13 protein-coding genes are annotated in these 14,366 nt (G+C 62.5%); 2 read left to right on the top strand and 11 right to left on the bottom strand.

Features of this window, described 5'->3' with window-relative positions; genetic code table 11:
- Positions 1-14: 14 nt before the first annotated feature.
- The 3 genes from FVD38_RS00910 to rpsO all read right to left on the bottom strand — a co-directional run bounded on the left by FVD38_RS00910 (position 15) and on the right by rpsO (position 4,676).
- Positions 15-1,856, bottom strand: a complete 1,842-nt coding sequence (locus tag FVD38_RS00910) for an ABC transporter ATP-binding protein/permease (protein WP_147933108.1) — start codon at positions 1,854-1,856, stop codon at positions 15-17.
- A gap of 275 nt (positions 1,857-2,131) precedes the next feature.
- Positions 2,132-4,234: a polyribonucleotide nucleotidyltransferase gene (pnp, locus tag FVD38_RS00905; RefSeq protein ID WP_147933107.1), complete on the bottom strand. Its 2,103-nt coding sequence runs from the start codon at positions 4,232-4,234 to the stop codon at positions 2,132-2,134.
- Positions 4,235-4,406: 172 nt separating this feature from the next.
- Positions 4,407-4,676 (bottom strand): 30S ribosomal protein S15, encoded by a 270-nt coding sequence (gene rpsO, locus FVD38_RS00900; RefSeq protein ID WP_137173370.1) that lies wholly within the window; start codon positions 4,674-4,676, stop codon positions 4,407-4,409.
- Positions 4,677-4,871: 195 nt separating this feature from the next.
- Between rpsO and FVD38_RS00895 the strand changes: the two genes are divergently transcribed.
- Together FVD38_RS00895 and FVD38_RS00890 are read left to right on the top strand one after the other, a co-directional pair.
- Entirely contained in the window at positions 4,872-5,357 is a 486-nt protein-coding gene (locus tag FVD38_RS00895; RefSeq protein WP_229493325.1) for a hypothetical protein, read from the top strand.
- 22 nt (positions 5,358-5,379) lie between these two features.
- Positions 5,380-5,865 (top strand): outer membrane protein assembly factor BamE, encoded by a 486-nt coding sequence (locus FVD38_RS00890; protein ID WP_147933105.1) that lies wholly within the window; start codon positions 5,380-5,382, stop codon positions 5,863-5,865.
- Positions 5,866-5,868: 3 nt separating this feature from the next.
- Here FVD38_RS00890 and FVD38_RS00885 read toward each other — a convergent pair whose 3' ends face one another.
- The 8 genes from FVD38_RS00885 to FVD38_RS00850 all read right to left on the bottom strand — a co-directional run bounded on the left by FVD38_RS00885 (position 5,869) and on the right by FVD38_RS00850 (position 14,365).
- Complete coding sequence (locus FVD38_RS00885; protein ID WP_147933104.1) at positions 5,869-6,798, bottom strand: alpha/beta hydrolase; 930 nt, start codon at positions 6,796-6,798, stop codon at positions 5,869-5,871.
- Positions 6,798-7,664 carry a CDP-diacylglycerol--serine O-phosphatidyltransferase gene (gene pssA, locus FVD38_RS00880; protein ID WP_147933103.1) on the bottom strand — a complete coding sequence of 289 codons (867 nt, stop codon included), beginning with the start codon at positions 7,662-7,664 and terminating at the stop codon, positions 6,798-6,800. Before pssA ends, FVD38_RS00885 begins: the two co-directional genes overlap by 1 nt.
- Before the next feature lie 130 nt (positions 7,665-7,794).
- Positions 7,795-8,565, bottom strand: a complete 771-nt coding sequence (locus tag FVD38_RS00875) for an SIMPL domain-containing protein (RefSeq protein WP_147933102.1) — start codon at positions 8,563-8,565, stop codon at positions 7,795-7,797.
- 334 nt (positions 8,566-8,899) lie between these two features.
- A complete protein-coding gene (gene ilvC / locus FVD38_RS00870) occupies positions 8,900-9,916 on the bottom strand; it encodes a ketol-acid reductoisomerase (RefSeq protein WP_147933101.1) in 1,017 nt (338 codons plus the stop codon).
- 94 nt (positions 9,917-10,010) lie between these two features.
- A complete protein-coding gene (gene ilvN / locus FVD38_RS00865) occupies positions 10,011-10,502 on the bottom strand; it encodes an acetolactate synthase small subunit (RefSeq protein WP_005666354.1) in 492 nt (163 codons plus the stop codon).
- Positions 10,502-12,229, bottom strand: a complete 1,728-nt coding sequence (locus FVD38_RS00860) for an acetolactate synthase 3 catalytic subunit (protein WP_123070644.1) — start codon at positions 12,227-12,229, stop codon at positions 10,502-10,504. The genes ilvN and FVD38_RS00860 overlap by 1 nt, the downstream gene beginning before the upstream one ends.
- 436 nt (positions 12,230-12,665) lie before the next feature.
- Positions 12,666-13,526, bottom strand: coding sequence for an ABC transporter permease (locus FVD38_RS00855; protein ID WP_147933100.1), 861 nt, complete (start codon positions 13,524-13,526; stop codon positions 12,666-12,668).
- The gene (locus FVD38_RS00850; RefSeq protein ID WP_147933099.1) at positions 13,526-14,365 is read right to left on the bottom strand and encodes an ABC transporter ATP-binding protein; all 840 of its coding nucleotides are present in this window, start codon (positions 14,363-14,365) and stop codon (positions 13,526-13,528) included. Before FVD38_RS00850 ends, FVD38_RS00855 begins: the two co-directional genes overlap by 1 nt.
- Position 14,366: the final 1 nt, after the last annotated feature.

The following is a 14,366-nucleotide window of genomic DNA, read 5'->3' as shown; positions in this document are numbered from 1 at the left end:
GTGAGCGCAGCCGACTAACCCGCCAGTGCTGTCTCGCGCGGCTGCCATGCGGCGGCCTGCGGCGCCATCGCGCCGAACTGGTAGTCCGCCGCGGCATGCATCTCCCAGCAGCCCTCGCCGGTCAGCCACAGCACATGGGTGTGGTGACGCAGCACCCCCGCGCGGTGCGCGATGCTGACCAGCGTCGTTCCCTTGTCGCGCAGGCGCTTGTACAGCGATGATTCATTGGCGCTGTCGAGCGCACTGGTGGCTTCGTCGAGGATGACGACGCGCGGCTCGTGCACCAGCACGCGGCCGAACGCCAGCCGCTGCTGTTCGCCGATCGACAGCAGCTTTTCCCAGTCCAGCACGGCATCCAGGCCGCCGACGCGGCCGGCCAGATAAGGCAGGTGCACCTGCTCCAGGATGGAGAGCAGCTGCTCGTCGCTCAGGTCGGTACGGTCGCTCGGATAGATGAGCTGGCTGCGCAGGGTACCCGGCTGCATATACGGCTGCTGCGGCAAGAAGAAGCACTCCTCGCGCGGCGGATGGTGGATCGTGCCGCTGCCCTGGTGCCACAGGCCGGCGATCGCGCGCAGCAGCGAGCTTTTTCCGCAGCCACTGTCGCCGGTGATCAGCAAGGCATCGCCGGGTTGCACCGCCAGCGTCAGGTCCTTGATCAGGACACGCTCGGATTGCGGCGGGCACAGCGTAAGCGAGTCGATCTTGAGGTGCGAGCAAGGCGTGCGTTGAATACGCGATGACGGATCACATGCCGGCTCGCCCGCGGATTGCGGCGCCGGCAGCACGTGGCTGGACAGGGTCTGCAGGCGCCCGATGCCGGCCACGAAGCGGCTCAGGCTTTCGAAGTTGTCAACGATGACGCCTACCGCCGTCAGCACCGCGGTGAAGGCGCCGGCAGCCTGGACCGCGCGCCCCACCTCCAGCTGACCCGACAACACGGCATCGGCCAGGATCACGAACGGCAGCACCAGGGTGAGCTGGCTGAAGGTGCGCTGGAACAGGTTGAGCGCGCGCTGCTTCTTGATCAGGCGCGAGAAATTATGGATGACCTTGTTGAACTTGTTATCGATGCGTGCGCGCTCCTGCGCCTCGCCGCCATAGAAGGCAATCGACTCGGCGTTTTCGCGCACGCGTATCAGGCTGAACCGAAAATCGGCCTCGCGCCGCAGCTGCCAGAAATTCAGGTGGATCAGCGGATTGCCGAACACGTACAGCGCGACCATCGTTCCCACCAGTGCATAGGCAACCAGCACGCCCACCAGCACCTGCGAGATCGACCACAGGACGGCGCTGAAGGCGACCAGCTGCATCAGCGAGCCCAGGAAAATCAGCATGAAGTGGATGGAGCGACCGGTGAAGGTGTTGACGTCCTCGCTGATGCGCTGGTCCGGATTGTCGATCTCGCGGTTCGACCCGAGCTCGTAGTATTTGCGTCCACCGAGGTAGCCGTCGAGGAAACGCCGGGTTAGCCAGCGCCGCCACTGGTTCGCGAACAGGTCGCGCATATAGTAGTAGAAGGCATAGATCGGCACGGCGAACGCCAGGACGACCAGGCAGGCCTGGACCGAGGTCCAGAAACGATCGCGATCCCGTCCCGCCAGCGCCGAGGTCATTTCCCCGGCCTGGTCGTTGAGCATGACCGCGAGCTTGGTTTCCACCAGCATCAGCACGATCAGGAGCGCGAGCAGCAGCCACGCCCTGCCCTTCTCGTCGCCCAGCCAGTAAGGCTTGGCGACGCCAATGAACTGCTTCCACGCAGCCACCGACAAGGTCGCGCCGCTGCGTCGTTTCTTCGTTGACCCTGGAATGTCGCCAGTGATTCCATCGTTCGACGTCTGCGTAGGGGTCTTCATGATTCGTGTGGTGCCCATGCCCGGTCAGGTCCGGCCGCAGGACATGACTGGTCTTGCTATCATCCTTGTCGACAGCGGCGCCCATCGCCCTCCCGGCGCCGGTGTCTGCGGTCCCGTGGCTTGTATTTATCCAATCCACGAGCCCAGCATAGAACCGGGAATCGAACCGTTCCGTGCGAAAACATACATAGCGAACGCCAAATAAAAAAACCGCCAGGCTCACGCACTGGCGGTTTTTTCATCGAGCGGCGAACCGCTCCGTTGCTTGCAGCTTATTACTGCGCTGCGCCTTCAACCGGATCGGCCGCCTTCATCGACAGCTTCAGACGACCGCGCTCGTCGGTCTCAAGGACCTTGACGCGCACTTGCTGGCCTTCTTTCAGGTAGTCGGCAACGGCGTTGACGCGCTCGTTGGCGATCTGCGAGATGTGCAGCAGGCCGTCTTTACCTGGCATGACCTGCACGATCGCGCCGAAGTCCAAGAGCTTCAACACGGTGCCGTCGTAGGTCTTGCCCACTTCGACCGATGCGGTCAGCTCTTCGATGCGGCGCTTGGCTTCCTGGCCGGCGGCGGCATCGACCGACGCGATGGTGACCACGCCTTCATCGCTGATGTCGATCTGGGTGCCGGTTTCTTCGGTCAGCGCGCGGATGACGGCGCCGCCCTTGCCGATCACGTCACGGATCTTTTCAGGATTGATGCGGATGGTGATCAGGCGCGGTGCGAAGTCCGACAGCTCGGTCTTCACGGTTGGCATGGCCTTCTGCATTTCGCCCAGAATGTGCTGGCGGCCTTCCTTGGCTTGCGCCAGCGCCACTTGCATGATTTCCTTGGTGATGCCCTGGATCTTGATGTCCATCTGCAGCGCGGTGATGCCTTGCGCGGTGCCGGCCACCTTGAAGTCCATGTCGCCCAGGTGATCTTCGTCGCCCAGGATGTCGGTCAGGACCGCGAACTTGCCGCCTTCCTTGATCAGGCCCATGGCGATACCGGCCACGTGCGCTTTCATTGGCACGCCGGCGTCCATCAGCGCCAGGCAGCCGCCGCAGACCGACGCCATCGACGACGAACCGTTCGACTCGGTGATTTCCGACACCAGGCGCACCGAGTAGCTGAAGTCTTCAGGGTTAGGCAGTGCAGCGATCAGCGCGCGCTTGGCCAGGCGGCCGTGGCCGACTTCGCGGCGCTTCGGGGTGCCTACGCGACCGGTTTCGCCGGTGGCGAACGGAGGCATGTTGTAGTGCATCATGAAGTCGTCGGTGTACTCGCCCATCAGCGCGTCGATCTTCTGGCTGTCGCGGGCGGTGCCGAGGGTGGCGACCACCAGGGCCTGGGTTTCGCCGCGGGTGAACAGGGCCGAGCCGTGGGTGCGCGGCAGGACGCTCGAGCGGATCGAGATCGGACGCACGGTGCGGGTGTCGCGACCGTCGATGCGTGGCTCGCCGTCCAGGATCTGCGAACGCACGACCTTGGCTTCCATGTCGAACAGGATGTTGCCGACATCGCCAGCATCGGCGGCGACGCCTTGTGCCGACAGCTCGGCCATCACTTCCGACGACAGCGACTTCAGCTTCTGCTGGCGCGCCGATTTTTCGCGGGTCTGGTAGGCGTCACGGACCTTGGCGCCGGCCAGTTCGCCAACGCGGGCGATCAGTTCTTCGTTCTTTGGCGCCGGCGCCCATTCGACTTCCGGCTTGCCGCCTTCGGCGACCAGGTCGTGGATCGCGTCGATCACGGCCTTCATTTGCTCGTGGCCGAACACGACCGCGCCGAGCATGACTTCTTCGGACAGTTGCTGGGCTTCCGATTCCACCATCAGGACGGCGGTTTCGGTACCGGCCACGACCAGGTCCATCTGCGAGGTTTTCAGCTCGGTGGTGGTCGGGTTCAGGATGTACTGGCCGTTGGCGTAGCCGACGCGCGCGGCGCCGATCGGGCCGGCGAACGGGATGCCGGCGATGCACAGGGCAGCCGACGCGCCGATCATCGCCGGGATGTCCGGATCGATTTCAGGGTTGACCGACAGCACGTGGATGATGACCTGGACTTCGTTCAGGTAGCCTTCCGGGAACAGCGGACGGATCGGACGGTCGATCAGGCGCGAGGTCAGCGTTTCTTTTTCGGAAGGACGGCCTTCGCGCTTGAAGAAACCGCCAGGGATCTTACCCGCAGCGTACGTTTTCTCCATGTAGTCGACGGTCAGCGGGAAGAAATCCTGGCCCGGCTTGGCGTCCTTGCGTGCAACCACGGTTGCCAGGATGACGGTGTCTTCGACCGACACGACGACGGCGCCGCTTGCCTGGCGCGCGATTTCACCCGTTTCCAGGGTGACCGTGTGTTGACCGTACTGGAAGGTTTTCGTAACTTTATTAAACATTGGGTAATCCCTTTCATTTTACCGACAGATTTTCAGGAGCTGTCGTTCACCTCTCACCACGGGTTGCCTTAGCAACCTTTACAGCAAAAACAAACCGCAAAAACGAAAAATGCCCGCGCTAGATTCCTGGCGCAGGCATTTTTTGACTAAACCGTCTGAAGCAAGCTTGCAATTACTTACGCAGGCCCAGTTTCGAGATCAGATCGCGGTAACGGTTCAGGTCTTTGTTCTTCAGGTAGGCCAGCAGGCTCTTACGACGGTTGACCATCATGATCAGGCCGCGGCGCGAGTGGTGATCCTTCTTGTGCTCTTTGAAGTGACCGTTCAGGTCATTGATGCGTGCGGTCAGCAGTGCAACTTGCACTTCTGGGGAACCGGTGTCTTTTTCGCCACGGGCGTTGTCCGCGATGATCGCGGCTTTGTTGATGTTTTCAACCGACATGATGTTACCTTTCACATGCGGTGCAAGAGTCGGAACCCCAGGCACCGTGAGTTATCAAATACCTGTCCGGATTGGACAGACCCGCTAGTATAGTGCAAAACGCCGGCTCGAACCAGTGTTTGCTATCTTCCTTCCGCGATTGGACAGGACCCCGTCCGGCTGGCAAGCTCGACACAGGTGACAATCATGAACAAGATGAGCAAATCTACAACGCTGGCCACCGCCCTGCTGCTGGCTGCTTGCGCCATCCGCCAGGCGCCCGCCCCTGGCGATCCGCAGGACGTGGTCCAGTTCAAGATGGGCGCGCCCACCGCGGTCTACACCGACGGCGCGCAACGCACGCTCGAGTATTCAACCGGCCCCATGGGTCAATACACCTGGATGGCGCACCTGGGCCCGGATGGCCGCCTTACCGCTTACGAGCAAGTCCTCACAAGCGAGAAATTTGCCACCGTTAAAATCGACCATGCGACCAAGGACGACATGCTGCGCATCTTCGGCCATCCGGCCGAGCGCTCGCGCGTCGCCATGCACGACTATGAGGTATGGTCCTATCGCTACAAGGAAGCCGGCGTGTGGAATTCACTGATGCACGTCCATTTTGACGGGCAAGGCGTGGTGCGCCAGATGCTGAATGCATCGGATCCCATGTACAACCCACAGGATCGCGGCAGCTGGTGAGTGCCGCGACGATGAGAACACAATGATCAAACCAACAATATTCATCGCCACCTTGTTGCTGACGGCATGCGCCATGCGCACGCCGCCGAACCCCGGCGACACGCAGGATGTGATCCAAGCCAAGATGGGAATGCCAACCGCGGTGTATGCCGACGGCGCGTCGCGTACGCTCGAATACGCCACCGGCCCCATGGGCCAATTCACCTGGATGGCGCACCTCGGCCCGGATGGCCGCCTGCTCTCATACGAGCAAGTGCTCACGAGCGAGAAATTTGCCACGATTAAAATCGATGGAGCAAACAAGGACCAGGTGCTGCGTACCGTCGGTCGTCCGGCCGAGCGATCGCATGTCGCCATGAAGGATTATGAAGTCTGGTCCTATCGCTACAAGGAAGCCGGCGTCTGGAATTCGCTGATGCACGTTCACTTCGACGGGCAAGGCGTCGTGCGCCAGATGATGAATGGTCCCGATCCGATGTACGAACCGCGCGACCGCTTCGGCTTCTAGGCGCTACTTTGCCGGAGCTGCCGGAGCGGTGCGTCGACCGCCGTCGCTGCGCACGAAATCCTCGACCGCGTCCAGGCTTGGCGCCAGGCGGCTCAGCGTGGATGATAGCGTGGCCACCAGGGTGGCGTGGTTGACGTTGTCGTAGTACTCCTCGCGCACGGGAACGCCGGCGTTGCGCATCCTGGCCGCGAGCGCGCCGGTGTTGCGTTCCGGGTTCACCGTCGTGTCGTTGCGGGCGGCGATCAGCAGCGCCGGCGGCGCACCGGTCGTGACGTGAGCGATCGGCTGCGAGTCGCGCGGCGTATCGGGGTAATGGAAAACGGGACGCGTGGTCTCGTTCTCGACGGGCAAGAAGTTATACGGGCCGGCCAGGCCGATCCAGCCGCGCAGGATGTTGGGGCTACTCCCCTGTTCGCGCAGCCAGCGTGGATCGAGCGCCAGCATCGCCGCGTTGTAGGCGCCCGCGCTATGCCCCATGACGAACAGGCGTTTCGGATCGCCGCCATAGGCCGCGATCCGGCGTTGGGTCCAGACCAATGCGCGCGCGCCATCGTGCAGGAAGCCGGGATAGCTGGCCTGCGGATACAGGCGATAATCGGGAATCACCACCACGAATCCGCGCTTGGCCAGCGAACGGCCGACGAAGGCATAATCGTCGCGCTCGCCACTGACCCAATTGCCGCCGTAGAAGAAGACGATCACCGGCGCCTTGCTCGCGCCCGATGCAGGCCGGTAGATCGACAGCACGTGGCGCGGATCGGGACCGAAGGCGGCCGTCGCAACGGAACGCGCCGTTCCGCCCGGCGACACCGCATTGACCAGGCTGAGCGGCGAACAGGCGCTCAGGGCGCCGGCCAGGACCAGGATGGCGAGCGCCGCCGCGGCGACGGCGAGCGTCTTCGTCAAGCGCGAACGGCAGCCAGGCAGCGACATCAGCGGCGCACGTCGTCCGGCTCGTCGTCGAGCGGAATGATGCTGACCGGCTTGCCCTTGGCCTTCTGCCAGACATACACGGCGTAGCCCGACATCCCGTACACCACGAAGATCGGCCACAGCACCTTGGGCGGATCGATCGCCAGCAGCGCCAGCACCAGCGCGATCAGGAACACCGCGATGAACGGCACCGACTTCCTGAAATTGATGTCTTTGAAACTATAGAACGGTACATTCGACACCATGGTCAGGCCGGCGAACACGGCGATGCACCAGGACACCCAATCCACCTTGCGCGCACTGACGCTGATGTCGGGGTCGATCATCATCATGATGAAGCCGATCACCAGCGCCGCGGCGGCCGGACTCGGCAAGCCCTGGAAGAAGCGCTTGTCCACCACCTGGATATTGGTGTTGAAGCGCGCCAGGCGCAGCGCCGCGCAGGCGCAGTAGATGAAGGCCGCGATCCAGCCCAGCTTGCCCAGGCCGCGCAGCGACCATTCATAGATCACCAGCGCCGGCGCGGCGCCGAACGAGACCATGTCGGCCAGGCTGTCGTATTGCGCGCCGAACTCGGACTGGGTATTGGTCAGGCGCGCGATGCGTCCGTCCAGGCCGTCGAGGATCATGGCGATGAACACGGCCCAGCAGGCATGCTCGAAGCGCTGGTTCATTGCCATGACGATGGCGTAGAAGCCGCAGAACAGGGCCGCGGTGGTGAAGGCGTTGGGAAGCAGGTAGATGCCGCGCCCACGTTCGCCGGCCTGGCGGTCTTCCGCGCGGCGGCCGAAACGCTTTTTCAGGCGGGAAAATCGTGGACCCTTTGGCGTTGTCCCTGGTGTTCTTCTTCGTGGAAAGGTTGGCATAAGGATTCGTATTCAAGTAAGTCGCCGAGCGACAGTTCCCCCACATTATAGAGGTGGGGACACGTGTTAGCGAAACACTACGCTAACCCGACTGGCGATTGCCTGGCGCTTACTTGAACACAGCCAGTTTTTACTTGAACTTGACCTTGCCCACCACGCGCATTTGCAGCGTGGTTTCGCCCGGTTCGAAGCTCGGTTCCGACATCTCGTCGGCCATCTCGCGCTTGGCGCTGCGCATCATCATGGCCTGCGGCGCCGCGGCATCTCCCGCGTAATTGCCCGAGCCTTCGAAGTCGACTGTATCGAGCATGGCGTCGGTCGGCTGGCGGCCCATGGCCTTGGCGATCGAGACGATGCGCTCGTTCAGGTTCTGGTAGGTTGCGGCGATGCGTTGGTCGTCCAGGCGCTTCAGGAGTTCAGGGCTCAGGCCAAAATTGACGCCATTGATCTGCAGCACCTTCTGGGCGGCGGCGGCGGTCTTCGGCAGCGCAGCCAGGTTAGTGGTCTTCACTTCCAGGTACTGGCCGACGCGCCAGGCGATCGGCACCGGCTTGACCGGTTGCTGGGTGGTGCGGCCGACCGGCTGCGGCGGCACTTCCGGATAGACCGGGTAGGTGTAATAGCCCTGGGTCTTGAGTTCGGCATTCGGATCGGCGCGGCGCACGATCTCGGTGCCCTCCTTCATCTTGCGATTGACGCGATCGGCGGCAGCATTCTTGTCCTTGTCGTGCTCTTCGACGGCGAACACGACGGTGGCCTGGTCGTTGGCGTGCTTCACTTCGCCGAAGGCCGGAACCACGACCATGGTGCCGCTGGTGGCCGGCGACGGCAGGTTTTGCGCCTGGGCAGCGCTGAAGGCCAGGACCAGGGCGGCGGCGACGAGGGATTTAGAAACGGCCATTTATTGTTCTCCTATAAGTTGCGACAGATGTCTGACAGCACTTATACGATACCAATCACAATGATTCCATCGTGATTTTGTAATGGACAGTTGCAAATGAGTAGGTTTACGGTCGAATTTGTAACAGCCGGGGAGTATCAGGAACCGTATTGCCTTCTACTCGACTCCCTAAAACAACGTCGTCCCCGCGCAGGCGGGGACCCAAGTTTCTTCGCGTAGCCACTTAATTTCATATAAGTGGTTTGCTGAGGACTTGGGTCCCCGCCTGCGCGGGGACGACGTGCTAAAGCTGCCGACCGGGTAGCGCAATCGCTGCGCTACCGTGCCAAAAAACTTAGTTCTTCGACTGATCCACCAGCTTGTTCTTGGCGATCCATGGCATCATGCCGCGCAGCTTGGCGCCGACTTCCTCGATCTGGTGCTCGGCGGTCAGGCGGCGACGCGAGATCAGGGTCGGGGCGCCGGCCTTGTTTTCCAGGATGAAGCTCTTGGCGTATTCGCCGGTCTGGATGTCCTTCAGGCACTGGCGCATCGCTTCCTTGGTCTGCTCGGTGACGATGCGCGGGCCGGTGACGTACTCGCCGTATTCCGCATTGTTCGAGATCGAGTAGTTCATATTGGCGATGCCGCCTTCGTAGATCAGGTCGACGATCAGTTTCAGCTCGTGCAGGCACTCGAAATACGCCATCTCCGGCGCGTAGCCGGCTTCGGTCAGGGTTTCGAAGCCAGCCTTGATCAGCTCGACGGCGCCGCCGCACAGCACGGCCTGCTCGCCGAACAGGTCGGTTTCGGTCTCTTCGCGGAAGTTGGTCTCGATGATGCCGGCGCGGCCGCCGCCGTTGGCCATGGCATACGACAGCGCGATGTCGCGCGCCGCGCCTGACTTGTCCTGGTAGACGGCGACCAGGTGAGGCACGCCCCCACCTTGCGTGTAGGTGCCGCGCACGGTGTGACCCGGCGCCTTCGGCGCGACCATGATCACGTCGAGGTCGGCGCGCGGCACGACCTGGCCGTAATGCACATTGAAGCCGTGGGCGAAGGCCAGCACGGCGCCCTGCTTGGCGTTCGGTGCGACGTTCTTGTTGTAGACCTCGGCGATGTTTTCGTCCGGCAGCAGGATCATGATGACGTCAGCGTTTTTCACTGCCTCATCGACCTCGGCGACCTTCAGGCCGGCCTGCTCGACCTTGCCCCACGACGCGCCGCCGCGGCGCAGGCCGACGGTGACGTTAACGCCCGATTCAGAGAGGTTCTGGGCGTGGGCGTGGCCTTGCGAGCCGTAGCCGATGATGGCGACGTTCTTGCCTTTGATGAGGGAGAGGTCGCAGTCTTTGTCGTAGAAAACTTTCATTTTAGGATCCTGTATATAAATAGTTATGTATGAGTATGGGGGCGTTACGCGTGGACGGCGTAGCCGTCCACCCTACGGTTCAGCACGTATTTGGTCAGACTTTTAGGATGCGTTCGCCGCGTCCGATGCCCGAGCCGCCTGTGCGGACGGTCTCGAGGATGGAAGCCCGGTCGATCGAGTCGATGAAGGCGTCCAGCTTCGACTTGGCGCCGGTGAGCTCGATCGTGTAGGTCTTTTCGGTGACATCGATGATGCGGCCGCGGAAGATGTCGGCGGTGCGCTTCATTTCTTCGCGCTCCTTGCCGACCGCGCGCACCTTGATCAGCATGAGCTCGCGCTCGATGTGCTGGCCTTCGGTCAGGTCGACCACCTTCACCACCTCGATCAGGCGGTTCAGGTGCTTGGTGATCTGCTCGATGATGTCGTCCGAACCGGAAGTGACGATCGTCATGCGCGACAGGGTCGCGTCTTCGGTCGGGGCCACGGTCAGGGTTTCGATGTTGTAGCCGCGCGCCGAGAACAGGCCGACCACGCGCGACAGCGCACCGGCTTCGTTCTCCAGGAGGACTGAGATAATGTGTCGCATCACAGATCCTCCGAGCCGAGCAGCATCTCGTTCAGGCCGCGGCCCGCCTTGACCATCGGCCAGACGTTTTCGTTCTGGTCGGTGATGAAGTTCATGAAGACCAGGCGGTCTTTCATGGCGAACGCTTCGCGCAGCGAACCCTCGACGTCGCCCGGCTTTTCGATGCGCATGCCGACGTGGCCATAGGCTTCAGCCAGCTTCTCGAAATCGGGCAGCGAATCCATGTACGACTCGGAATAGCGCGAACCGTAGTCGATCTGCTGCCACTGGCGCACCATGCCCAGGAAGCGGTTGTTGAGCAGGATGATCTTGGGCGTCAGGTGGTATTGCTTGCAGGTGGCAAGCTCCTGGATGCACATCTGGATCGAACCCTCGCCGGTGACGCAGGCCACGGTCGCATCCGGATTGGCCATCTGCACGCCCATCGCGTACGGCAGGCCGACACCCATCGTGCCCAGGCCGCCGGAATTGATCCAGCGCCGCGGCTTGTCGAAGGCGTAGTACTGCGCGGCCCACATCTGGTGCTGACCGACGTCGGAGGTGATGAAGGCGTCGCCATTGGTCACGCGGTGCAGCTGCTCGATGACGGCCTGCGGCTTGATCACGATGTCCGAGGTCGGATACTTGAGGCAGTCGCGGCCACGCCATTCGGCGATCTGCTTCCACCAGCCCTGCAGCGCATTGGTGTTCGGCGAGACATTGCCAGCATCGAGTTGCGACAGCAGTTCGACCAGCACGTCCTTGACATTGCCGACGATCGGGATGTCGACCCGCACCCGCTTCGAGATCGACGAAGGGTCGATGTCGATGTGGATGATCTTGCGCGGATTCGAGGCGAAGTGCTTTGGATTACCGATCACGCGGTCATCGAAGCGGGAGCCGATGGCGATCAGCACGTCGCAGTGCTGCATCGCCATGTTCGCTTCATAGGTGCCGTGCATGCCCGGCATGCCGACGAAGTGCGGATCGGACGAGCGCGATCCGCCCAGGCCCATCAGCGTATTCGTGATCGGGAAACCGGTTTTCTCGACCAGGCGGTTCAGTTCATCCGAGGCATTGGCCAGGATCACGCCGCCGCCCGCATAGATCATCGGGCGCTCGGCGTTCTGCAGCAGCTGGACCGCCTTGCGGATCTGGCCGGCATGGCCCTTGTCGACCGGACGGTACGAGCGCATTTCGATCTCGCGCGGGTACTCGAACAGGCATTTATTGACGGTGATGTCCTTCGGAATATCGACCAGCACGGGGCCTGGACGGCCGGTACGGGCGATGAAGAAGGCTTTCTTGATGGTCGAGGCCAGCTCGCGCACATCCTTGACCAGGAAGTTGTGCTTGACCACCGGACGGGTGATGCCGACGGTATCGCATTCCTGGAAGGCATCCTGGCCGATCGCGTGGCTTGGCACCTGGCCCGAGATCACGACCATCGGGATCGAATCCATATAGGCGGTGGACAGACCGGTGACGGCATTGGTGACGCCCGGACCGGAAGTGACCAGGGCGACGCCCACGGTGTTCGAGCTGCGCGAATAGGCGTCGGCGGCATGCACCGCGGCCTGTTCGTGGCGAACGAGGACGTGCTGGAATTTGTCCTGTTGGAAGATCGCGTCGTAGATATAGAGGACCGCGCCGCCCGGGTAACCGAAGACGTGCTTGACGCCCTCTTCTGCCAGACAACGGACCACTATCTCAGCGCCCGTGATCGGGACGGCTGAATCGTTACTCATGTACATTCCTTTCAAAACCCAATGGGAGATTGATCGGATGCCCGTTCCTAACGATATGCGTCTTTGCGCGACAACCCTCAGGCTTGACTACTTTCTGCGTGCACGTCGATGTTTCGGACACCGTAGGGTCCTTACGCACCGGCGCTGGGCGCAACTCGTTGAGCGTGAGTGTTTGTAGCGGTCTTACGCATCTCTCGCGCTTGTGGCGCGGGTCGGAGCAAACTGCCTACAAATGAAAGCGTGTCACAACGGACGAGGCCTTGTGTGCCGGGTCCGGATGACGGAAAAGCCTTGGGGGTGCAAAGCGTGAGGGACACCTTACCGCGCCGCACCATTTTGGTCAAGAAGGAAAGATAAAAATCGCTTCGTGAACGAAAATGGTGCAACAAATTCGGCCGACTATCCGAAAAGTGCGCGGTTTTTGCGTGAAGGGAGTTTAACGCTGCATGCCCCATCGCCGCACGGTGACGCGTTCCAGCGTCTGGAACACGAAGTGCTCGATCGCCAGCCCGATGATGATTACGGTCGCCAGTCCCGCGAACACCTTGTCGGTGAACAGCTCATTGCGGCTCTGGAAGATGTACCAGCCCAGCCCGCCCTGCCCCGAAGTGCTTCCGAACACCAGCTCGGCGGCGATCAGGGTGCGCCAGGCGAACGCCCAGCCGATCTTGAGACCCGACAGGATCGACGGCAATGCGGCCGGAATCAGGATTTGCAGGACCATGCGTAATCCCCCAAGACCGTAATTGCGACCGGCCATGCGCAAGGTCTCGGGCACGGCGCGGAATCCCGCGCTGGCATTCAGGGTCAGCGGCCATAGCACAGAGTGCACCAGCACCATCAACAGGCTGCCCTTGCCCAGCCCGAACCACAGCAGCGCCAGCGGCAGCAGCGCGATGGCAGGCAGCGGATTGAACATCGAGGTCAGGGTATCGATCAGCTCACGTCCAAAACGGTTCGAGACCGCCAGCCAGGTCAGCAGGAAGGAACCCGCCACGCCCAGCAGAAAGCCCTGGCTCAGGATCGCCAGCGACACCGAGACATAGCCGATCAGCTCGCCCGACAAGATGCCGTCCACGAAGGCGCGGCCGGTCTGCAGCGCCCCCGGTAGCAGCAGGTCGTTGTCGAACCAGCGCGCCAACACTTCCCACACGACGGCCAGCGCCAGCAGGATGGCGGGTTTTCTCAGCCAGCCGAAGCGGTCCAGCGAGATCGATGCCGCGGCGGGGACAGCCACGGCAGGCCGCAATGGCAGCACGTACTCGGGACGGATCGGCGGTTCGCGCAGGGTCGTCATCAGTGCGCCTCCGCCATGCGGTCTTCGTCCTGGCGCACATCCGGTGCGGTATCGCCATCGAACAGCAAGCCATGGATGCGCTGGGTAGCCGCCTGGAATTCCTGGCTGCCGGCGCTCGACAGGCTGAACTGGTGACTATTGAGCTCGGCCCGCACCCGCCCCGGATGGGGCGACAGCAGCAGGATGCGGTTGCCCACCACCAGCGCTTCCTCGATCGAGTGGGTCACGAACAGCATCGTAAAACCGATCTCGTCCCACAGCGCCTGCAATTCTTCCTGCATGCTGCGCCGGGTCAGCGCATCGAGCGCGGCGAACGGCTCGTCCATCAGCAGCACGGCCGGCTGCATGGCCAGCGCGCGGGCAATGGCCACCCGCGCCTTCATGCCGCCCGACAAGGTGTGCGGATAGGCGTCGGCAAAGCGCGCCAGCCCGACCTTGCCCAGCCAGTGGCGGGCACGCCTGTCGCTCTCTTCTCGTCCTACGCCGCCCGCCAGCATCGGGAACATCACGTTCTGCCGCACCGTCTTCCAGGGCGGCAACTGATCGAATTCCTGGAACACGACGATGCGATCCGGTCCCGGCCCCGTGATCGGCTCACCGGATAGGCTGAGGCTGCCGGCGCGCGGCGCGATGAAGCCGCCGATCGCTTTCAACAAGGTCGACTTGCCGCAGCCGGACGGCCCCAGCAGCACGAAGCGGTCGCCGCGATGGACGTCGAAGCTGACGTCGTCGGTGGCCCTGACGATGCCGCGCTCGCTTGCATACTCGAGCGTGACGTGCTCGGCGCGCAGCAGCGGCTCCGGGGGGACCAGGTTCAGCGGTATAACGGGGGTCATCATG

This window comes from Massilia arenae (genome assembly GCF_008014745.1).
Lineage (GTDB): Bacteria > Pseudomonadota > Gammaproteobacteria > Burkholderiales > Burkholderiaceae_D > Telluria > Telluria arenae.
Note: the sequence above shows the minus strand (reverse complement) of the source record. Positions and strands in the feature narration are given on the sequence as shown.